This is a genomic window from Chryseobacterium sp. VD8, from assembly GCF_037149975.1.
Lineage (GTDB): Bacteria > Bacteroidota > Bacteroidia > Flavobacteriales > Weeksellaceae > Chryseobacterium > Chryseobacterium indicum.
In genome coordinates, this window is record NZ_JBBCQL010000058.1 from 1 (window position 1) to 20,983 (window position 20,983).

At 34.9% G+C, this 20,983-nt stretch carries 18 protein-coding genes; 2 read left to right on the forward strand and 16 right to left on the reverse strand.

Going from position 1 to position 20,983, the window contains the following annotated elements:
- Positions 1-2: 2 nt before the first annotated feature.
- The 15 genes from WFK35_RS08820 to WFK35_RS08890 form a co-directional block, all read right to left on the reverse strand.
- Positions 3-590 (reverse strand): TetR/AcrR family transcriptional regulator, encoded by a 588-nt coding sequence (locus WFK35_RS08820; RefSeq protein ID WP_336732359.1) that lies wholly within the window; start codon positions 588-590, stop codon positions 3-5.
- Between the two features lie 138 nt (positions 591-728).
- Positions 729-1,433 (reverse strand): YqjF family protein, encoded by a 705-nt coding sequence (locus WFK35_RS08825; RefSeq protein WP_336732360.1) that lies wholly within the window; start codon positions 1,431-1,433, stop codon positions 729-731.
- A 107-nt stretch (positions 1,434-1,540) separates the two neighbouring features.
- Positions 1,541-2,026, reverse strand: coding sequence for an SRPBCC family protein (locus WFK35_RS08830; RefSeq protein WP_336732361.1), 486 nt, complete (start codon positions 2,024-2,026; stop codon positions 1,541-1,543).
- A 21-nt stretch (positions 2,027-2,047) separates the two neighbouring features.
- Positions 2,048-2,860, reverse strand: coding sequence for a DCC1-like thiol-disulfide oxidoreductase family protein (locus WFK35_RS08835; protein WP_336732362.1), 813 nt, complete (start codon positions 2,858-2,860; stop codon positions 2,048-2,050).
- Positions 2,857-3,273: a hypothetical protein gene (locus tag WFK35_RS08840; RefSeq protein WP_336732363.1), complete on the reverse strand. Its 417-nt coding sequence runs from the start codon at positions 3,271-3,273 to the stop codon at positions 2,857-2,859. Before WFK35_RS08840 ends, WFK35_RS08835 begins: the two co-directional genes overlap by 4 nt.
- 12 nt (positions 3,274-3,285) lie before the next feature.
- Positions 3,286-3,654, reverse strand: a complete 369-nt coding sequence (locus tag WFK35_RS08845; protein WP_336732364.1) for a hypothetical protein — start codon at positions 3,652-3,654, stop codon at positions 3,286-3,288.
- 79 nt (positions 3,655-3,733) lie between these two features.
- A complete protein-coding gene (locus WFK35_RS08850) occupies positions 3,734-4,135 on the reverse strand; it encodes a hypothetical protein (protein ID WP_336732365.1) in 402 nt (133 codons plus the stop codon).
- A gap of 7 nt (positions 4,136-4,142) precedes the next feature.
- Complete coding sequence (locus WFK35_RS08855; RefSeq protein WP_336732366.1) at positions 4,143-4,487, reverse strand: hypothetical protein; 345 nt, start codon at positions 4,485-4,487, stop codon at positions 4,143-4,145.
- 50 nt (positions 4,488-4,537) lie between these two features.
- Positions 4,538-4,918 carry a hypothetical protein gene (locus WFK35_RS08860; RefSeq protein ID WP_336732367.1) on the reverse strand — a complete coding sequence of 127 codons (381 nt, stop codon included), beginning with the start codon at positions 4,916-4,918 and terminating at the stop codon, positions 4,538-4,540.
- A 117-nt stretch (positions 4,919-5,035) separates the two neighbouring features.
- A complete protein-coding gene (locus WFK35_RS08865) occupies positions 5,036-5,539 on the reverse strand; it encodes a GbsR/MarR family transcriptional regulator (protein WP_087706067.1) in 504 nt (167 codons plus the stop codon).
- Positions 5,540-5,664: 125 nt separating this feature from the next.
- Positions 5,665-7,668, reverse strand: a complete 2,004-nt coding sequence (locus WFK35_RS08870) for a vWA domain-containing protein (RefSeq protein WP_336732368.1) — start codon at positions 7,666-7,668, stop codon at positions 5,665-5,667.
- Positions 7,669-7,841: 173 nt separating this feature from the next.
- On the reverse strand, positions 7,842-12,410 hold the full coding sequence (locus tag WFK35_RS08875; protein ID WP_336732369.1) for a TonB-dependent receptor plug domain-containing protein: 4,569 nt from the start codon (positions 12,408-12,410) through the stop codon (positions 7,842-7,844).
- A 3-nt stretch (positions 12,411-12,413) separates the two neighbouring features.
- On the reverse strand, positions 12,414-15,185 hold the full coding sequence (locus WFK35_RS08880) for a hypothetical protein (RefSeq protein WP_336732370.1): 2,772 nt from the start codon (positions 15,183-15,185) through the stop codon (positions 12,414-12,416).
- Between the two features lie 99 nt (positions 15,186-15,284).
- A complete protein-coding gene (locus WFK35_RS08885; protein ID WP_336732371.1) occupies positions 15,285-16,409 on the reverse strand; it encodes a TonB-dependent receptor plug domain-containing protein in 1,125 nt (374 codons plus the stop codon).
- 12 nt (positions 16,410-16,421) lie between these two features.
- Positions 16,422-16,940: an RNA polymerase sigma factor gene (locus tag WFK35_RS08890; protein WP_336732372.1), complete on the reverse strand. Its 519-nt coding sequence runs from the start codon at positions 16,938-16,940 to the stop codon at positions 16,422-16,424.
- Positions 16,941-17,459: 519 nt separating this feature from the next.
- On the opposite strand from WFK35_RS08890, the gene WFK35_RS08895 reads away from it, so the two are divergent.
- Both WFK35_RS08895 and WFK35_RS08900 read left to right on the forward strand, forming a co-directional pair.
- Positions 17,460-18,662 (forward strand): aminopeptidase C, encoded by a 1,203-nt coding sequence (locus WFK35_RS08895; RefSeq protein WP_336732373.1) that lies wholly within the window; start codon positions 17,460-17,462, stop codon positions 18,660-18,662.
- 425 nt (positions 18,663-19,087) lie between these two features.
- Complete coding sequence (locus WFK35_RS08900) at positions 19,088-19,249, forward strand: bacteriocin-like protein (RefSeq protein ID WP_336732374.1); 162 nt, start codon at positions 19,088-19,090, stop codon at positions 19,247-19,249.
- 200 nt (positions 19,250-19,449) lie between these two features.
- Here WFK35_RS08900 and WFK35_RS08905 read toward each other — a convergent pair whose 3' ends face one another.
- Positions 19,450-20,511, reverse strand: coding sequence for an NADH:flavin oxidoreductase (locus tag WFK35_RS08905; RefSeq protein ID WP_336732375.1), 1,062 nt, complete (start codon positions 20,509-20,511; stop codon positions 19,450-19,452).
- Positions 20,512-20,983: the final 472 nt, after the last annotated feature.

Genomic DNA, 20,983 nt, shown 5'->3' on the forward strand with positions numbered 1-20,983 from the left:
GTTTAGTTTTTAATAAGTGTTAAAAGGCCTTTCATGGTTTTCATTCCTTTTTCGGTAATATCAAAACTGAAATCTGCCATTTTCCATTTCAGCATTTGTAATCTGAAGGTTCCCATCATGATATGAACCATATCTTCGGTATCAATTTTATGGGTAAAGAAATGATTTTGTTTTCCGTTTTCAATGAGTTCGATAAGGAATTTAGAATTTCTCTGTATTAAATTTTTTATGCTTTCTTTTATCACTTCCGAACTGTCCATCAATCCATCGGAAAGAATAACCGCAATATAGTGAGGATTATCTTTAAAGAACTGAAACTGGCTCCCGAAAACAGCAAGATATTTTTCTTCTCCATTGAGATCTGAGCTCATAATCTTTGTAAATCTTTCGTTGATATTTTCTGCCAGATATTGAATTAAGAGTGAAATGATTGCCTCTTTATCTTTAAAATGTCTGTAGAGAGCACTTTCAGAGAAACCGATTTCAGCAGCTAAATTTTTTGTCGTAAGACCCGCAATTCCTTTCTCCATCAATATTTTACCCGATGCTTTTATAATTTCAATCTGTCTGTTGGTAATATCTAATTTCATTCTTATAATTAAAGTTAGTGAATATTCACTCTCCAAATTTAGTATTTATTTTTATTCGGACAATATCCTGATTTTGTGTTTTTTATCATATAACTGATTTTAGCCGTAAAAGAAAGATATATGTAATTTATTGATCGCTTAGATCACATATTTTTTTGTCTTCACTTCTACTTCGGAACCTTCTGCAAGCATTACAGAAATTGGTTTCCTATGATTTAAACATTCAAAATCATTACCGTATACTTTCTGAAAATCTATTTTTAACTGATAGTTTTTGATTAAATAATAATCCCATTTCGGATGACAGACTTGATATTCTGATGTTTTATTTTCTTTTTTTGTGAAACCGTAATAATGTTCAGTAATGAACTCAAATTCAGAATTGTTTTCCATTTTTAATGGTTCACTTTCTGCACTGATCTCTATTGAATGCCATTCTTGATCTTTCCAAGAGTATTTTATCAGCAGTTCTTGATCTTTTTGATGAATGATATTTTTCATGGGCATCGTTTCATAATGTTCTTTGTAAATCGAATTTGCCACAAAACTTAAAGCCGGTTTCGGGACAATTTCTTTGATGAAAACAACTCCTCTTTTCCAATCATTACCTTCTTTTTTCTTTACATAAAATCTTAGATTTACTTCTTCGAAATTTCTGTGAAAAGGAATCGGAAGTCCGAGTAATTTTGTATTTAAAAACATAAACCCGACTACACTTACATAGCATTTTCCTTTGTAAAAATCAAGTTCTGTACCTTTGGGAAGATATTTTTCTAAAATCTCGGGATTGATTTCGTAGTTGATGATGGCTAGTTTTCGCCATTCGGCTTTTAAGAAGTTCATGACTTTGGTTGATTGTTATTAGTTGAAAGTTGATGGATTTAAATATTGAGATTTTTTCTTTCGTCAAGCTCAGGATAAATTTAAAGCTCAACATGACATCGCTAATACTAAACGTTTTGACGCTCGCTTCGCTCGCGCTTCTGCTTATTTTCTGCAACAGTTTTTATTAATTTGTTTCTCTCTAAAAGAAAGTTTTTCATGTAATTTTTAAGAAACAGAGCATCAAAAATTTTTCCGATGATTCCGAAAGGGGAATGAAATTCGAAGATCTCTGTCATGATTGTGTTTTTACCTTCCTGTCTGAAAATATGCTGATGTTTCATGGATTTGAAAGCACCCTGCAACATGATCTCTGTAAAATGATAAGGTTTCTTCATGCTGATAATTTTTGTAGTCAAGGTTTGACAGAATCCTAAATGTTTTGCTCTCCAGGTTACCGTTTCGCCTTCTTCAATGAGTCCTGAAGTTCGTCCTGCGATTGCTTTTTCTCCTGTTTTAAAAGTTGATTTCTGATGAAGATCGATGTCTCTTGCCAGATCAAAAACGGTTTGAATGTCTGATTTGATGATGGTATCTAAATAGATTGTTGACATTTTAAAAAGTTTGTTTAGTTTTTAAAGATTCATCCAGATTAAAATGGCTAAAACAGTTATTCGGAAAACGATCCATGAAATTGTCGGAAGAAGGTTTAATTTTAAAATTCTGCTTCTTCTGAGATGTTCTGAAAACATGACAAAAACCACAATTCCGAAGTAGATAACTGATGTATTTGCATTGAGATTAAGAAATAAAGCAGGAATCAGAAGCAATGTTCCGATTAAAGAAACCGTCATCATATTTCCGAGGTAATTCCAGATTTTCTCTTTTAAATAAGTTTTTAAAACTAAAGTCTGCCAAACGATTTGTCCGCAACAGATCGCAAATTCTCTCCAAAAATTCTGAGTGAGGTTTAATCCCAATTTAGATGAAAATATGCTTAAAATATATCCTGAAAAAATGACCACAAAAGCGATGTAAGCCAATCTGTATTTTAGATTGAAATCCGGAACACAGGCTGTTTCCGTATCATCATTTTTCGAAGGAATGATCTGTTTTCGGTTACAAGAAACGAAGGAATACATCTTTTTGAAAAACCAATATAAAGGCTGAATCCTCGCTATTTTTTCAAGCTTTGGAAACGAATTTCCGATGATTAACAAAAGACTGTCTAAACCGTAAATCACTGTATTTTTTTCATGATCCACCAAAGCGATTTCGTTTTTTGCGCGGTTGAAATCAATGAGGTCTTTGTTTTCGAAACTCAGATCTGTAAAAGCTTCTCTTCCGTTTTCATCGAGCATTCCGCATTTGATGAAGCCTTTTGAATAGATGTTACACATAGGACATTCGTTGTCGTAGATGAGGGTGTGGTTTTTGAGGGTTTTCATGGTTGTTCGTTTAAACTATTTTTAGCATCAAAAAAACTGATCATTAAAGACTGAATAATAAGAATGGGTGAAAGAAATATCCAGGACATTACCATTAATTCAAAAATATTTTTCAGGTTTTGTTCAGTGTCTTCAAACTTGAATAATGATGATAAAATCAGGATTAAAAAACCGATTACAACATAGGTTGAAATAAAAACATATACTTTTCTGGAATCTGTTTTTACATATTTCTTGCTGAAAGTCTTGATGATATTCAGAGAATACTGAGCAATGGCTATCAGGAAAAATTCAACTATTATTATTACCCCTAAAAATTCCTGTTTTGTAATTATTGCTGCAAGAATTGTTGCAAGAAACAGTAAGATTAGCGATTGCTGGATTCTGAGATCGTATGTAAGAATGGTTTTCATGGTTCTGTTTTTTTAGTATTCATAAGTTTTATAACAATCTATAATGTAGAGGATTGCAAGTACCGGACTGTAAAACACTGATACGATTAAAATATATCCGAAAAAATTGGTGACATCATTATTGTTATTAAAAGCCAAAATAATCAGCCATGAAATCCATACAGGCATTATAAAAATTCCGTAGACAATATATAGCCAAGATTTCTTTGTTTTCTGAAAGGCTCTGCTGATAAAACTAATCAATTGAGGGATTCCCACTATGAAATAAAAAAGAAAAACAGTAGCATTTTCAAAAACAACAATTCCTAAGAATACCAAAATAAGTCCGATTACAAGGAATGAAAGTTGAATGTAAAAGTCGTTTTTAATAGAAGTTTTCATGGTTATTGGATTTTAAAGGTTCAAAAAATCTCCTCTTGTTCTCTTTTTCTGGATTTTGAAGGTGAAATACATCCAGATTTTAAATAGCAGTGTTTTCATTTTTGATGATTTTATCTTTGTTCATGGCGTGTTTACGACCTTTCAGGAAAAGAAGCAGGTTCAGAAGCATCATCACTCCGAGGTAGATGGAAAATCCTCCGATTTTTTCGCTTAAAGCAACAACCAGCCTTTCAATGGTTTCAATTTGAAAAAATTCAATGATACAAAGGGCAAAACCGAGATTTAAAAGGTAAAAACCGATTTTAAATAAAGAATTGGTTGCCATTGCAATATCTTCTTTCTGATGAAAAATATCGATCATAAACGCTTTGGAATTTTTAAAGAGAAATTGGGAAACCAATACGGTAAGGAGGATTACAATTGGCAGATAGATCATGTATGCCTGAAAATTGTACGTTGTGGTAAGAGCTGTTGCAATCATAGTTTTATTATTTTATGGTTAAATTTTTTCTTAAAAAGTAAAGCGCGAAAATGTTCATAAAGTGCAGCACACATAAAATCAAGGTGATATAACCGATTCTGACTGCCGTCACAGATAACATTTTTTCCATTGAATCTACTTTTTCCCAATGCGTCAGATTTAATGCGATGTACCCTAAATTGATCAGATAATAACATCCCAAAAGAATCCTGTTGATCGTTAAACACAAATCTGCATCGTGAATAAGGTAGTTCAGGTAATGTTTTCCTGCGTTGTAGCATCTTCTTCCGACATCAATGGTTATGTAGGAACTGACGGAAAGAAAAAGTAGATACGAAACAATATTGAACATTTTATAAATATTATATTTTCAATAAATTTTGAAATTTAATCTCAAAAAAATTATTTATCCGTTTTATTCTGTTGCATCGTTTTAACATTGTAGAAGCCATAGATCAGATAGTATATATTAAAAAGTACGCCTCCAATGCCCATGAAACTTACTACAAAATCCATTCTGGAATCACTAAGACATACCGCACCAAAATACAGGATAATGAAAAACAGAATAACGCCATAAAAATAGTAACGGTGAAACCTGCTTTTGCTAAGTGAAACTCTCAACAAGAAACCTATAAGGTTGGAAATGCCAATATAAAAAAGTGCTATAAAAAATTCTGTTCCGGGTTTTTGTTCGAAATAATCAGCGATAGCATACGAAAAGAATAAAAGGCTGATAACTGTCTGAAATACTGCTTCTCCTGTTAAAATTTTACGTTCCATGTTTTAAGTTTTTATTGTTATTATATTTTCAATAATTTTTGAAAGTTTATTTGAAATAAAAAAGGAAAATTTCCCTTTTATATTCTTCCTGTTCGTTTCGTTCAGAATAACAAACGACTACTTCAGTAAATTCGTAATCTTTCCAACAAGCCAATGATCGTCGCTTTTTATCGCGAGATCCATGATATTGTTTATTTTCCCCGTTACAGAACTGAAATCGTCCATTAATTTAATGAACTCTTTCGCTTCGTCAGAATCTTTGTCTTCAATATTTTTCAGTTCTTCCAGAAACGAAATAACAGGCTCAATCTCTCTCTTTCTTCTTTCTTTTGTAATCTGCTTGAATAAAAACCAGACGTCTTTTTCAGCAACAAAATATTCCTTACGGTCGCCTTTTACAAATTCTTTTCTTACGATTCCCCAATCCATCAGCGCACGAAGATTCATATTGGCATTTCCTCTTGAAATTTCAAGCTGCTCCATCACCTCATCGGTAGAAAGCGCTTTACCACTTGCCAAAAGCAAAGCATGAACCTGTGCCATCGTACGGTTAATGCCCCAATTGGTGGCAAATGTACCCCAAGTCTGAATGTATTTTTCTTTAGCTTCTGAAAGTTGCATTTTGTTTTACTTTTAGTTTCTGATACAAATGTAATAATAATTTTCGAACTTTCAATAATTTTTGAAAGTTTATTTAAAATAAAAACAGACATCCTTTGAGAATGTCTGTTAACACTAACTTTAATTTATTTACTCATCTTTTTATAATCCTGAATCATTTTTACAAATCCTTTTCTGTATCCTTCTTTATCCTCGCCTTTGCTGTCTTTTGCCATTTTTTCGATCTCGGATAAATTCTTTCTGGTAATTAAATCTGAATCTCTTAAAACCAATCCGAACCATGCAACCGATGAAGCGAATTTAAAATCATTGCTTTCTTTCTGAATCGCATTATTTTTTATGACATGAACAATTTCTGCACTTTTGGTTCCCTGAGGTTTTTTATATCTGAATTTTACAGTACCCAGTTCATTTCCTGACTTTTGACTGACAGAATTTGAAGTATATTTAAGTGTATTCTGTTTGGGTAAAAACTTAGAATTTACATTAGCAGGAATGATTTCGTATAAAGCCGTTACGGTATGTCCGCTTCCCATTTCTCCTGCATCAATTTTATCGTTTGTAAAATCCTCATTTCTCAGTTTTCTATTTTCATATCCAATCAGTCGGTAAGATTTTACGAATTTAGGATTAAACTCAATCTGAATTTTAACATCTTTGGCAATTGTATAGATATTTCCGGCGAATTCTCTTCCTAGAAACTTGTTGGCTTCCTGCAGATTATCAATATAGGCATAATTTCCGTTTCCTTTGTCGGCAAGCGTTTCCATTTTGCTGTCTTTATAATTTCCCATTCCGTACCCTAAACACGTAAGAAAAATGCCTGATTTTCTTTTTTCCTCAATCAGACTTTCCAGATCGCCTTTTGAAGAAACTCCTACATTGAAATCTCCGTCTGTTGCTAAAATCACCCGATTATTTCCATTTTTGATGAAATTTTCCTCCGCCAATTTATAGGCAAGTTCAATTCCTGCTCCTCCCGCCGTACTTCCTCCTGCTTCCAATCTGTCCAAAGATTCAATAATTTTTCCTTTCTCAGAAACCGATGTCGGAGGCAATACAACACCCGCACTTCCTGCATACACCACCATTGCCACTTTATCTATCGGTCTTAGCTGATCCAATAATATCTTCAATGAAGATTTTAGCAACGGTAATTTATTTTCCGCAGCCATAGAACCGGAAGTATCAATCAGGAAAACAATATTGGAAGGAGGAAGATTATTCATCGAAATATTTTTCCCCTCCAAGCCGATTTTCAGCAACTGATGATTAGGATTCCATGGATTTTTTCCCAATTCTGTACTGATAGAAAAAGGCTGATTGTTTTTTGGCTGCGGATAATCATATTTAAAATAATTGATCATCTCCTCCACTCTCACCGCGTTTTTATAAACTTCTCCATACTCAATCATTCTTCTTAGATTGGAGTAGGAAGCGTTGTCCGTATCAATAGAAAATGTGGAAAGTGGCTGATTCTTTGTTAATTCAAACGGATTTTCAACTAAAGCATCATATTCTTCATTCGTATAATCACCTTTCCGAGCAACTTTCTTCTTTCCTTTTTTAGTTTCTACATGATTATTGTATACTTTTCCTTGAAGCTGATACGATCTTCCAAGAGCATAGGAATTTCGCGGAGAATAGGAAATTTCTGACGCAGTAAGCGATTTCGGTTTCGGACAGCCGTTATATTCCGATAATCCGGGAACGGTAGGACACGCATCGTCTTTATCCAGAATTCCGTCGCCATCTGTATCCGGCCACGGACAGCCGTTGTTTTCCGCAGGTCCTGCAACGGTCGGACAGGCATCATCTTTGTCTATTATTCCATCTCCGTCCGTATCCGGAAAAGGGCAGCCATTATTTTCCACAGGTCCAGAAAGCTCTTTGCACTGATCATCTTTATCGGGGACACCATCACCGTCCAAATCTGGGAACGGACAGCCTTTATTTTCTATCGGTCCTGCAATTTCAGGACATTTATCTTTTCGGTTTTTAACTCCGTCCTGATCTTTGTCTTTTTCGATGCTTAATTTCTCTTTTTCAGTTTGATGATCTGTCGCTGTTTTGGTTTTACAGCCCATTACTAACATCAAAGCCAATATGGTAGTTCCTAGTTTTTTCATATGTATTATTTTTCTGAAAGTATAATTATTTTCCGTTTCTCTGTTTTAAGGATGCAGATTTTCGGAAAAGTTGCAGTGGAGTTGATATTTTTTTGTTAAAACTTTACCCTCTTCATTTTCCCAATTTAATTAAAATTCAAACAGTTAAAAATTCAATAATTTTAAAATAAGCTTTAAGGCTGAATTCTGACTTTTATTCCTTCATTCCAAAATTTTGCTTCCGGCATATAATAAAGGTATGCGTTGCTTGCTTTTCCTGTATATTCTCCCGCAAATTCCACTTTAAGATCCAGATTGATCGTTTTTATTTCATTGGCATCAAAATGTTCCCAATACAGAACCAGATAATTATCAAAAATTTCGTAATAAGAAACCTGTTTTTTATCCAGAAGATCTTTCAGCAAAGCATTCTGTAAAGTTAATCCTGCCGGAATTCCTATTTTTGCCGTCACCATCGGAAGCTGGTTATTTATTTTATTCTGAATGGTAATTATCATTCTGTCTGTCTCGCCTGTTTTTGCCGTTTCAGATTTTAATTTTGTATTCAGAATTAAAGGAATTTCTGCACTTTTTGGAGCTTTTAACGTGTAATATTCATAATCCAGTTTGTAAGGAAGCCCTCTTTGTGTAGGATAATTGACGCTGATTGTATTTTCTCCGTTTTTAAAAGCAGAACCCACCGAATTATTAACCCCGATTTCAGCTCCGTTCACTTTTATTGCAGGTTTGTCGGTTCCGTATAATCTTTCATTTTTGGCGAAAAATTCTGATAATGCTTCCAAAGCCAAAGTTGTAGCCTGAGTGGAACCAAAACCATAATATCCGTTGAAATTGATTAAATGATCTGCAATTTCTGCAATTTTTAACTGGCTCAACTGTTTATCTTTCTGCAAAGCCATCAGATAAAGTGAAAGTGTTTCTGCATTTGCAGAAAATCCTCCGGAACCTGTAAAAGTAGTTTTTGTTTTTAAACTTTTTCCTTCAAACTGATTATTTAAAATTGCTATCAAGTCTTTATACTGCTGATTTTTTCCCAGATCGGAAGAAATATTTGCCATCAAAGCCAACTGATAAGCATCTTTTGTCGCCAAAGCACGTTTCAGATTAATTTCGTAGGCATCATCCAGATTTCTGATCCCGGTTTTAGACAAAGCATATAAAACATACATATTTCTCGACCATGCAAAATCTGAATACGGACTGCTTTTTTCATAGTTTCTTCTTACTTCAAACATTCCGTTCTGATTTTTTTTAGATAAAATAAAAGACGTGAGATCCTGAATGATTTTAGGCTCAATATTCACATATTTTTTAAGATCTTTAAATTCAAGCAATGCAAAAGCAGAAAGTGCTACATCCGATTCCGAAGATCCGAAGTAAGTGAATCCGCCGTCACGATTTTTATAACTCAGCATTTTCTGATAGCCTTTTTTCATATTTCTGATGACCAGACTTTCGGTTTCCGGCGTAATTTTTTTAATCTGTTTTAAATAATCCAGAATGAAAATATTTGGATAAACGGTTGAAGAAAGCTGTTCAAAACATCCGTAAGGTTCTCTTTTCAGACGTTCCATATTTTCAAACATCTGCAGTGCATTGTTTTCATACACATAATAAGACGAAAAGAAACTGCCTTCAATATAATCCAGAATATCAATTTTAAGGTCTTCTGTTTTGTTATTGATAACTGAATAACGGTGCGGAAATCCTTTTTCGTCAACTTTAAAAGGAAGGATCATGGTTTCTCTGAAATCTTCTGATCTTACGGTAAACTGAATATTCGATTCCACCACTTCATTGGTCTGGATTTTCACAAATAATCTGCCTGATTCCAAAGGTTTCAAGGTAATCGCGCTATCTGATTGTACCACATTCACACGATTCGGAACAATAACGTCCATCGTTATCTTTCGGGTTTCCGGAGAATTATTTTTAACCACCACCGGAATCATCATCTGATCTGTTCTTGTAAGATATTGCGGAAGTTTCGCATCTATGGAAATCAGACTTTGAGCGGCATAGGTTGTTTCATCACGCCCGATTAAACCTGAAGAAGAAATTCCTTCCATCATGATTCTGAAAGTGGAACTGGCATCGGAATTATAAAATTCAACCTGTGCTTTTCCGTTTTTCCCTGTTTCCACTACAGGATTCCAATACAGAGCTTCGCGATAATCGTGTCTGTAAGAAGTGTTTGTCGTTTTGTAGACAGGATAAGAAAAATTTCTTGTGTATTCGTACGAAACCAGACTGTCATTGGGAATATTCACCAATGCATAATATGATTTCGGCGTTACATCAAATTTTATCTGAGTGCGAAAGTTTTTAAAAGAATTAATAACAATCACACCATTTGCACCTCTGTTTCCGTAAATAGCAGTTGCAGCGGCATCTTTTAAAACCGTTATACTGTTGATATCATTTGGATTAATGATGGTCTTAAAATTTTCAACTGGAACTCCATCCACAACAAACAGCGGATTTTTATTGGCAACAGAAGCATTTCCCCTGATCAGCACATTAACATTACCTCCCGGCTGATTGATGGGAGTAATAACAAGTCCCGAAACTTTTCCGGCTAAAGAAGACGTAATGCTTGGATTCTGAATTTCCTCAGTTCTCACCATAGTTACAGAACTGGTAAGCAATTCTTTTTTCTTCATTCCCATTGCTCCCGTCACGACAACCTCTTCTATATTTTGAGATCTTATGGTGTCACTTCTCATGCTTCCTCTTGAAACCGATCGGGAACGTTTGTTTTCGGAGGAAGATTTTGTTCTTTCTGTGGAAGCCGTTTTCGCAATTTCCTTTTCAGCCTCTTCACGTAGTTTTATTTTACCTTCTTCTTTTACGGTTTCCTTTACAATTTCTTCTACATTAATATTATTCAGAGATTTTGCAGCCAAAGGATTTATTGTCAGTCTGTAAGATAAAATCCGGATTTTCACCTGCTGTTTTGGCTGTACAGATTTCGCAATCAGCTTATTGGAATAATTTCTGTTGAGATCATAAAAATAAAACAATCCGTTTTCTGAAGTCGTCTGTTTCAGGATTTTACCGTCCCCAAGGAAATACACATCGGCTTTTACAGGGTTTCCTTTTTCATCTTCTACAATTCCGTAGATGGGATTTTTCTTTTCGGGAAGATATTTGTATTTTCTGTTTTTGATAACTTCGGGAGTCATCTCAAAATATCGGTAACCGTTGGTAAGCATTACCAAATCGAGGCTTCTGGTTCTTTTTTCTTCTTTTTTATCGAAATAAAACTGTGGTCTTTCAATTTTTCCTTTCAGCTCAGAATCCATCAGCAGCCACGAAAGAATATGGTTCTGCTTATCGTCTGCATACGTCCATAGTTTATCATCCACAACGCTCAGAGCGAGATTTGCGGGAATCGGTTTGTTATTTTCATCGGTGGTTTCGATATTCACGGTTACTTTTTCTCTCGGAAGGTAATTTTGCTTTACCGGTTTTACTTTCACATTCATCTGTTTGTTTTCATTCGTAAAAACAATGCGTTCTGCCAAAGGAATATTTCGTTCAAACACCGTAAATCGGCAAATACCGATCGGAAGTTCATTTTCCGGAAGTTCTAATTCATTCAATCCTTTTTTTAATGAAATGGTTTTGCTGTACATTTCTTTCTCACGGAAATTTCCTTTGATAATAACATCTTTTTCATCTGCTGATCGGATTTTAAAAACAATCTTCAGATTTTCTTTATTGATATTGAAAACAATTCCTTCGTCTTTTGCCATAGGAAGCGGATAAACTGCTGAAATATTTTCAGGTTTTAAAACTTTTGCATAATAATTTTCGCCTTTTTTCGGTGTCAGAAGAAAATTTCCCATCCCGAAATTGTACGCTGAAGTCTCCGTAATTTTCTGATGGTTTTGATTAAAAATTTCCAATGTGGCATCAACTGGTTTTTCAAATTCATCCAGAATTTTATAGGCAATATTCTGTTCGATCCCATTAATGAAAGTTCCGCCTTCCGGCATGAATTTCACGTCAAGCTTATTCAGTACAATCGGAATATTTCGTGAAATGGATTCTGTAAAGCCGTCGAAATTGATTTTAATGGTTAACAGTGCATCGGAAGATTTTAAAACAGCCGGAAGCCTGAATTTCAGTTGATTTTTCCCTTCTTTATCCGATATCAGCTTTCCCTCTGAAATCTTTTCACCGTTATGTATTACCGTGTAATCTCCTTCGTAAAAAGGAATCGGAAGATTGCTGAGACTTCTCATCGAAAAATCGGCAAGAACCTCATCTCCTGCTCCATATCCTTTTTTGGGAAATTCCAGTTTCATCAGAATTCTTGGCGAAACAATTTTCTGGAGGGTAATTTCTTTCTCGAAAGCATTTTTTCCGTCTTCATTCTGCATCCAGTTGGTGAAAGCGCGCAATTTGTATATTCCGCCCTTCATGTCGCTGTTAAAATAAAAATAGCCTTCCGAATAGCCGCTTGTAATTTCGTATTTTGCTTTTTTTACGACCGTTCCGCTTGGATCAGTCAATTCAAAATTGACGGCTTTGCTCTGATCGGCGGGAAGATTATTTTCTGCCTTTACCGTGTAAATTTTAAAGTACATTTCCTCACCGGGTTTATAAAAAACATGGTTAGTCTGGATGTACGTTTTTTCTTTTTCGAAATTTTTAAACGGTTCCTGAGCTTTTGAAAGAGAAGCAAAAACCAGAAAAAATAATCCTAAAATAAATGTTGTAAACTTGAAATTCATACCTTAAAATTGAAATGAAACCATACAGCCAAAAGTTTTAAACGACGGAAGATTGAAAAAATCCAGTCCTCTTCCGTTATCCGAATCGTAGAAATTCTGATTGGAATCTACGCCACGATTCGCCTGCCAAAGAAGGATATTATTCACATAGAACGTAATTCCCAATCCTTTTTTAAACTGTCCGACATCGAATTTTGCCGTTAGAGAAACCGCATTAATTCTCACATAATCCGCTTTTTGAACATAGTCTTCCGCAACGCCCAAATATCCGTATCTCGTCCATCGGTTTTTAGAAACGTCCTGATTGGGATCGTAAAAATCAACAGGAATCTGATTGGGATTTCCGCCGGAATTTATTCCCTGAAAAACATAATTTTTAATATTTCTGTCGTCTCCGGAATTTTGGGAACGTCCGTAATAATCAAGAACAGCCTGAGTTCCGTTCCAGACCTGTCCGCCTTTTTTCCATTCCCAGTTGATGTCTAAAGTGAGCATTTTATAGGTGAAATTATGATTGAATTTAACGACAAAATCCGGTGTGGGATCTGCTATTATTTTGGAACCATTCGCTTTTTTAGGATAACCAAATTCATCAATTATCAACGCTCCGTTGTTATTTCTTTCGAAATAACTTCCGACAACCGCTCCAAGAACTTCACCTTCCGACAATGTTTTGTAAATGTCTTTAAAACCTGAAACCGCTGTATTATGATATCCCGAATTTACCCGATCCACAATATCTCTGTACTTAAAGAATGAAGCCTTCTGACTCATCCTGAAATCTGAACCCAGGTAAACATTATCAAAAAAGAAATTTACTTCCAATCCGCGGTACGTATGATCTGCAAGGTTTTTCAGTTTTAAATTGCCATTTTCAAAAACCGGAAAAATATCATTGCTGATTTTTCGTTGAAAATATTCTGCTTCAATGCCTAAATTGTATCTTGAAGTCAGCATGAAACCCGTTTTCCATTCTTTGGAATCAATATTCGACAGATTTTTAAAGGTTTCTACTTCCTGAATCGGGAAATACTGATTGGAATTCTGCGCATTCAGCAAAGTGGTTGCGTAAGAAGCATAGGATTTTGTAATTTCCGGCTCCGAACTTAGCTGAGTGTAGGCTCCTAAAATTTTAAAATTGATATTTCTCCAGTTGAATATTTCTTTAAAAGTAAAATATGCACCCACTTTAGGAAGAAAATAATTATTTTTAAGCGAAGTATTTGATATGTAGAAAGAATGTCCTGCATTCAGTCCCATTTCAAAATCCCCGTAGCCATCATAATTTAATCCGTACTCAAAGATATAATCCTGCGAAGTTCTCTGATAGATGTGGTTTTTACTGTTTAAAGTATTATCAATCTCCGATCTGTTGTTATTGACAATAAAATTGAGATTAAAGCGATGGTTCCAACGATATTCATTTATCGAATATTCTCCTGAAATACTTGAATTATAGAGTTTATTGTTTTGCTTTCTCCCATTTCGCAGACCTTCGGGAAAACCAAACGTTGAAGGTTTATAACGATCCAGATTCAGGAAAAAATCGTTTTCATAAGATTGTGTGACATTTAGTTTAAAACGATACCAATCCCGCGAAATTCCGAAATTGAACTGTCTTCTTTTATCTCTGGAATTGTATTGATTATCTTCATAAAATAAAAATTCAGGATTGTCTGCAAACTTGCTGTAGCTTCTCTGCGAACCATCGGTAAGAAAAATCTTCTGAGCATTGGAAAAAGAAACCGGCGTCAGTAAAGAATTCTGATAAACTCTGTTGAACAACCCAATCCTGTTGGAATTTGTCGCTTTATTTTCTTCATATATGAAAGCCGCATTTACATTAAATTTTAAAATTTTCGAACTTAGTTTTGTTTTAAAAGAATTCAGAATACTGTACTGATCCATGAAATACATCTGATCTTTCTGCTGTCCGAGATCCAGAGAAATCCGAAATTTTTCATCATAAGAGTACTGATGATTTTTGAAAAAAAGATTCAGTCTCAACTGATTGTTGTATCCCACCGTTGTTTTAAAAATGTCGTTATGATAAGGTTTTGCAGAAGAATTTCCGTTCATGAGAGGAATGAGTTTTCCGTTCTGATCATATTCATAAGGCTGATTATCAAACTGTAAAGTCGAAATATCCGGTCCGAAACTGAACATTTCATTGGTTTCGGGACCTTTCCAAACCAGTTCTCCATTTTCAGATCTTCCCTGAACATATTGATTCTGGGTTTTCGGAACAGAATTTCTGCTTTTTACTTCCGCTGAAGTGGTAAAACTTCCGTTTAAAAACAAAAATTTCTGGGTTTGTCCTTTTAAACTGATATAATTTTTACCAATCTCTTTTATTTTTCTAACGGAATAATAATCAAACAAATTGGTTCTCAGACTTTGTCCTGAGTTTTCTATACTAAATTCATTTTTCCGCTCTTTTGAAACCAAACTGTCGTAGGTATTATTTTGAATATTTTGAACATTTCTTTTCTCTATCTGATTTTCCAAAATAGTTTTCAGCTCACGGGTTCCGTATACAACCGCTTTGTTTTTACCGTTGTTCCAAACCAAAGTATCGTAATCTTTTGCTGCGATGATGGCAAAACCTTTTTCATCGGTAAGTTCATAAACTCCGCTGTTTTTGTTCAGAACCTTTAAAAAATTCTGTGGCTTTTCTTTTTCGTTTAAAAATATTCCGGAATAATACCGTTGAGAATTCTGCGCGAAGAGGCAGTTAACCGCAAACAGCGGAAGCAGATAATACAACTTCTTCATGGTATTTTTGTTGATTAAAAGGCGAAAAAAGAAACCTCCGAAGAAATTTCTTTTTTCAGATTTATATTGAATGAATATTAGTTTTGGAGGTTTAGAGAGCTACTTTTTCAGCAGTTTTTCTTTTTTAAGCAGTCTTTTCAGCATTCTTCTTTCTTTTCGAGAAATGTCTTTTGTTTCCACCAGAACAGCTCCATTCGCGGCTTGGTTTCCGAAAAGTGCGGTCGCTGTTTCTGCTTTAAAAACACGGATGGATTCTATTTTATTAGGATCAATTCTCTTGAAAAGTTCGGAGTCTGTTGCCTTTCCGTTGATAACGAACAGCGGACTGTTATTTGCCTTGGATGAACCTTCACAACTGATCGAGATATCCACTTTTCCGGAACCCAGTCTTCCCGAAATTGAATTGATATTCACGCCCGAAGCTGCTCCACGAATTGAATTTATCGCTTCTTTGTTCCCTATCTTATTCGCCAAGCCCTGATAATTTCCTGCAACAGATTGTTTTGCCTGAAGATATCCTTTGTTGTACGCCAGAATTTCAGGTTCCTGAGAAGATTCTTTCAGATCATACGGATTGGTAGAATAGACTGCTTCTGCGGTATCTGCAACTGCATTAAGATCCGTGAGTTTCTTTTTCAGTGATGAAGATGAATCCAGAGAATTCACCATTGAAGCTTTCTCTTTTTTAATTCCCATCGCAATTACCACTTCTGTATTTTGATTTTTTGGAACCTCCTGAATTATTTTATCGATTTTTTCAGGAATTTCAGGTGTTTCGTCATGTGCTGGAGAAGCTGCCGGAACGGAAGAAATTACCGGAAGTGGCGTTACAATCATAGAAGCTGGAGCTTCAGCAGCCATCGTTACAGAGGGTAAAGTTTCCTTTTGAATATTCACCTTTATGGTACTGTCCATTTTTTGAATATGTTCTGAAACAGCAACAGAAGGTTTGTTTTCGGAAATTATATTCTTTGCAATAATTTGTTGGGTTACTTCCGCATGTTCTTTTTTATTGGAAAAGTAAAAGATCGCAGATCCGATTAATAAACTTGCAGCAACACCATAAGGAAGCCAGATCGGAACTGTTTTACTCTTTTTTTCTTCTTTTCTGTCTAATTTTTCTTCCACTTTTGCCCAAACTTTATCAAACCCAGGAAAAGTCGCAGGTTCTTCCAGTGTTTTAGAAGCCTCGTTGAATGTTTTATCTATTGAATTGTTTTCCATTGTTGTAAAAGTTTAAATGTTTTGATGAATCAAAAGTTCCTGAAGTCTTTTTCTGGCAAAATTGAGCTGGGATTTTGAGGTTCCTTCACTGATGGAAAGCATGGCTGCAATTTCTTTATGAGGGTATCCTTCAATGGCAAAAAGGTTGAAAATGGCTCTGCAGCCTTCCGGGAGAAAGTTTAAAAGACTTAAAATATCTTTTTCAAACGATACATTTTCCAGTGCAGAATCTGTAGAAACGGCATGATTGTCTTCTAAAGAAATATGCAGTTCTTTAGTGGATCTTATTTTTTGCAGGCACTCATTTACTGCAATCTTTTTCGCCCACGCTTCAAAAATCTCGGGATTATGAAGCTGGTTTATTTTTGTAAAAATCTTATAAAAAGCGTCTGCCAAAACTTCTTCTATATCTTCATCGTTTTTCAGATACCGTTTGCAAACGGTATACAGTTTTCCCGCCATCCTTTCGTAGACTTTCCGCTGCGCATTGCGGTCGTTCCGTTGACATTCTAATAGTAACTCTCGTTCCATAATCAGGCTTTATATCTACATAGATGCATAAAATTTCAAAAAGGTTGGAAACATTATCAACTTTTTTGAAAAAATAATGAATTTTAATGAAGAAGGCAAATGAATTTAAGAACGAAAATACCTGTAAATGAAGCCCATACTTCACATTTTTGAAATATTTTCTTTTTTTATTTTTTTTAAAATTATTTTCACCAAGTTTATGATGCCGCAATTATCTGAATGTAGTAGAAAAACTCTGGTCAGATGTTTTTTCAGGATGACAAATTTTAATGGTATTGACAAATATTTAAAATGAAGGACTTCTATATTAGCCGTGATTGAGCGGTCTGTCTGAGCTCTTTTTGAGGTTTCGGCGGCGGCAAAGCCGCCGCCGAAACCTCAAAAAAGCGAGTAGCGAAAGCGCGAAACAGCTCCTGATAAAAAACTTTTTTGTCGGAAAACATGATATTCAATTTAACCTTTGCCTTTGTAACAAATCTTTAACAGGAACGACTATTCGTATAAATAATCTTTTTAGTAATGAAAAATTCAAAATTTGTGTCATTACTTTTTGTTTTGTCTGCAGGAAGTATGATGTTTGCACAGGATGACTTAATCAACAAGTTAAAAAACAACCAATCCCAGAATGCTAATTTCCAGTTTACAACGCTGAAAGATGTGGGCGCAACTTCGGTAAAAAATCAGGGATCTTCGGGAACCTGCTGGAGCTATTCGGGAAACTCTTTCCTTGAGTCTGAGATGCAGAGAATGGGCAAAAAACCTGTTGATCTGGCGGAGATATACACTGCAAGAAATTCTTACCACGATAAAGCTAAATTATACGTTCTGAATAACGGCGCGATCAGTTGGGGAGACGGCGGAGAGCTTCACGACGTAATCAATATGTATAAAAAATACGGAGCCGTTCCACAGGATGTTTACACAGGTTTAAAGCAGGGGCAGAGTTTAAATAATTTCTCTGAAATGCAGGGAAAATTGAAGCCTGTTCTGGACAGTTTGGTTCAGGCTGGTTCTAAAGGAAAACTGGCAGACAACTGGATGTCTTCCGTTGATGCCATTTTGGATGAATATCTTGGAAAAGTTCCTGCCAACTTTACATATGAAGGGAAATCTTACACGCCACAAACTTTTGCGAAAGAGGTTGTAGGAATCAATCCGGAAGATTATGTAGAACTTTCTTCTTACAAGGATTATCCGTATTACCAGAAATTTGTAGTTCCGATTCCGGATAACTGGAGTCATGATTCTGACTGGAATATACCGATGAAAGATTTAACGGCAATTATCGACAATGCTGTAAACAAAGGATATTCTGTAGGTTGGGCAACGGATGTTTCTGAGCCTTATTTCTCTTATAAAAATGGGGTCGCTTATGTTCCGGACATGGATCTGGATCAGATTACAAAAGAAAATAAAGGGACTTTATTCACAGAACCGAAAAAAGACAAAACGATTACTGAAGATATTCGTCAGAAGGCTTTGAATAACCTTTCTACGACGGACGACCACGGAATGCACATTGTAGGATTGGCAAAAGATCAGTCGGGGAAAGAATATTATATGGTGAAAAATTCCTGGGGTGTAACGAATGATTTTGAAGGGTATATTTACGTAACAAGACCTTATGTAGAATACAAATCGACAGCAATTCTGGTTCATAAGGATGCGCTTCCGAAATCAATTAAAAAGCAACTGAAACCAACAAAAAATATTGGTCTCTAAATGTGATCACTTTTGTCATTATTGATGACAATTTTAGATATTTAAATCTGTTAAAAACCGTTCTCATTTTTGGGAACGGTTTTATTTTGTTTATTGTTTACATTAAAAAAAAGTAATAAAGTATTGCAATTAGCTGATTAAAGCTTTCAAATTCATATTGATTTTTCTTAATTAAAATATGAAATCTTAATGTTAAAAAATATCGAAAAGTTATTTTAATTTTTAGAATAGCTTCTTATTTAAACCATTGAGATTTTACAGTAAGGAGTTATTAGCTTTGCTGTTTAAGGTTCCGTTGATTTTCTTTTAATCAGGCTTAATTTCTTAAAGGTGAATTGGAAAAAGTAGATTCATTTTTTTAGGGTTGTTTTATTTTTTCATTTAGTGGAGAAATATTATATTTGTTAACGAACAAAATTATTCCTATGAAAAATCTAAAAAAATTATCAAAATCTGATTTGAAAAAAATCAACGGAGGAAATGCTCCGGAATGTCCAACAAACACTGTTGAGTGTTATTATCCGCCAAAAAATGGAATTCCGGGATACTGGAAATGTGTTTCCGTTACTTTCGGATGTCCTAATTAAATGTAAATTCAGGTGTCTGAAATTAACGTTCTTTTAAATCATTAGAATATTTCAAAGAAAAAACCGCTTCAGGATCTCTCCTGAAGCGGTTTCGTTTAAAATAATTGATAGGTAAAATTATATGGAAAGTGAATAATGAATTTGCTTTATTTGTCCAATAAAAACTGACAGCAAAGCAATTCAACATTGACTTTCGACTTTTAATAAAGTATTGCCATGCTTTCTGCTTTGAAATCCTGAAGCTCGTCTGTTTTTTCTTCTTTGACTTTTTTCACCCATTCCGGATCCTGTAAAAGTGCACGCCCCACAGCTACCAAATCGAATTCTCCTTTTTCCAGCCTTTTTGTAAGCTCTGTTAAATCAGCTTTTTCAGTACCCTGTCCTCCAAAAGACGCCATAAAATCTCCTTCAAGACCTACAGAACCTACAGTAATTGTTGGCTGTCCGGTAATTTTTTTTGCCCAGCCTGCGAAATTAAGATCAGAGCCTTCGAATTCTGCTTCCCAGAAACGTCTTTGAGAGCAGTGGAAAATATCAACTCCCGCTTCTTTTAATGGTAATAACCACTCTTCCATTTCTTCCGGTGTATTCGCAAGTTTTACAGAATAATCCTGCTGTTTCCACTGAGAAAGACGAATAATAATCGTGAAATCTTCACCAACCGCAGCTCTGATTGCTTTCACCACATCTACCGCAAATCTGCTTCTTTCTTTCAGGGTTTTACCTCCGTATTCATCGGTTCTTGTATTGGTTACGTCCCAGAAAAACTGATCGATGAGATAACCATGCGCTCCGTGAATTTCCAAAACATCAAATCCCAGATCCTTCGCAGATTTTGCAGAAGCCGCAAACTGAGCAATTGTATCCTGAATATCTTCCAATGTCATTGTAGAAGCTTTTTCCATCTCAACCGGAGGATAATCTTCTGACATTCTTGTGTCTCCAACGTGCCAGATTTGTGGTCCCATTTTTCCTCCGTTTTCATGAACTGCATCGATTACGTTTTTCCAGCCGTTCAATGCTTCAGTTCCGTAAAAATCCGGGATATTCTGTAAGTTTTTTGAAGCAGGTCTGTTAATTACCGTTCCTTCCGAAAGAATTAATCCCACTTCGGAAGCCGCTCTTCTTGCATAATAATCTGTGATTTGCTGTGTAGGAACTCCGTTATCGGATTGTGCTCTCGTCATCGGAGCCATTACGATTCTATTTTTAAGTTCTAAATTCTTGTATTTAAAAGGTTGAAATAATGATTCTGTGCTCATTTTTAACTTACTATTTTATAATTGTTACACAAAGTAACTAATAATAGTTCATATTTGTATCTTTTGAATTGAAAAAAGTAGTAACTTTGCAGTAACATACATTAGTAACTTTAAAGTAACAGATGAGCTCTTTACATACAGGTTAGTTTTTAATTTTTATTTAACCGCAAACCGAAGCTTCGACAGAATAAAAAGGCACAAAAAAGATTAGCACATTTTTTATTTTTAAGTTATTCATAAGAATATATAAGTCTTAAAAATCCTGTATCTTTTATAAGTGGAACGGTATTGTGAAACTTAAAAGCAATTAATTATTAGAAATTTTGTGGACTCTGTGTTCAACAAAAAACAGAAATTAGAAATAGACCTTTATGAAAAAGAACGAATTGATGCAATACAGTTGTCCTTTGGGAAAAGCAATGTCTGCTTTGGGAAGGAAATGGAAGCCCATCATTGTTTTGGTGATTAAAGA

What these genes read in the sequence shown, in the direction of transcription:
- WFK35_RS08830 (WP_336732361.1), bottom strand. Translation starts at nt 2,026, where the DNA reads ATGTCAACAATCTATTTAGATACCATCATCAAATCAGACATTCAAACC.
- WFK35_RS08885 (WP_336732371.1), bottom strand. Translation starts at nt 16,409, where the DNA reads ATGGAAAACAATTCAATAGATAAAACATTCAACGAGGCTTCTAAAACA.
- WFK35_RS08825 (WP_336732360.1), bottom strand. Translation starts at nt 1,433, where the DNA reads ATGAACTTCTTAAAAGCCGAATGGCGAAAACTAGCCATCATCAACTAC.
- WFK35_RS08900 (WP_336732374.1), top strand. Translation starts at nt 19,088, where the DNA reads ATGAAAAATCTAAAAAAATTATCAAAATCTGATTTGAAAAAAATCAAC.
- WFK35_RS08905 (WP_336732375.1), bottom strand. Translation starts at nt 20,511, where the DNA reads ATGAGCACAGAATCATTATTTCAACCTTTTAAATACAAGAATTTAGAA.
- WFK35_RS08840 (WP_336732363.1), bottom strand. Translation starts at nt 3,273, where the DNA reads ATGAAAACCATTCTTACATACGATCTCAGAATCCAGCAATCGCTAATC.
- WFK35_RS08880 (WP_336732370.1), bottom strand. Translation starts at nt 15,185, where the DNA reads ATGAAGAAGTTGTATTATCTGCTTCCGCTGTTTGCGGTTAACTGCCTC.
- WFK35_RS08895 (WP_336732373.1), top strand. Translation starts at nt 17,460, where the DNA reads ATGAAAAATTCAAAATTTGTGTCATTACTTTTTGTTTTGTCTGCAGGA.
- WFK35_RS08875 (WP_336732369.1), bottom strand. Translation starts at nt 12,410, where the DNA reads ATGAATTTCAAGTTTACAACATTTATTTTAGGATTATTTTTTCTGGTT.
- WFK35_RS08835 (WP_336732362.1), bottom strand. Translation starts at nt 2,860, where the DNA reads ATGAAAACCCTCAAAAACCACACCCTCATCTACGACAACGAATGTCCT.
- WFK35_RS08850 (WP_336732365.1), bottom strand. Translation starts at nt 4,135, where the DNA reads ATGATTGCAACAGCTCTTACCACAACGTACAATTTTCAGGCATACATG.
- WFK35_RS08890 (WP_336732372.1), bottom strand. Translation starts at nt 16,940, where the DNA reads ATGGAACGAGAGTTACTATTAGAATGTCAACGGAACGACCGCAATGCG.
- WFK35_RS08870 (WP_336732368.1), bottom strand. Translation starts at nt 7,668, where the DNA reads ATGAAAAAACTAGGAACTACCATATTGGCTTTGATGTTAGTAATGGGC.
- WFK35_RS08855 (WP_336732366.1), bottom strand. Translation starts at nt 4,487, where the DNA reads ATGTTCAATATTGTTTCGTATCTACTTTTTCTTTCCGTCAGTTCCTAC.
- WFK35_RS08820 (WP_336732359.1), bottom strand. Translation starts at nt 590, where the DNA reads ATGAAATTAGATATTACCAACAGACAGATTGAAATTATAAAAGCATCG.
- WFK35_RS08860 (WP_336732367.1), bottom strand. Translation starts at nt 4,918, where the DNA reads ATGGAACGTAAAATTTTAACAGGAGAAGCAGTATTTCAGACAGTTATC.
- WFK35_RS08865 (WP_087706067.1), bottom strand. Translation starts at nt 5,539, where the DNA reads ATGCAACTTTCAGAAGCTAAAGAAAAATACATTCAGACTTGGGGTACA.
- WFK35_RS08845 (WP_336732364.1), bottom strand. Translation starts at nt 3,654, where the DNA reads ATGAAAACTTCTATTAAAAACGACTTTTACATTCAACTTTCATTCCTT.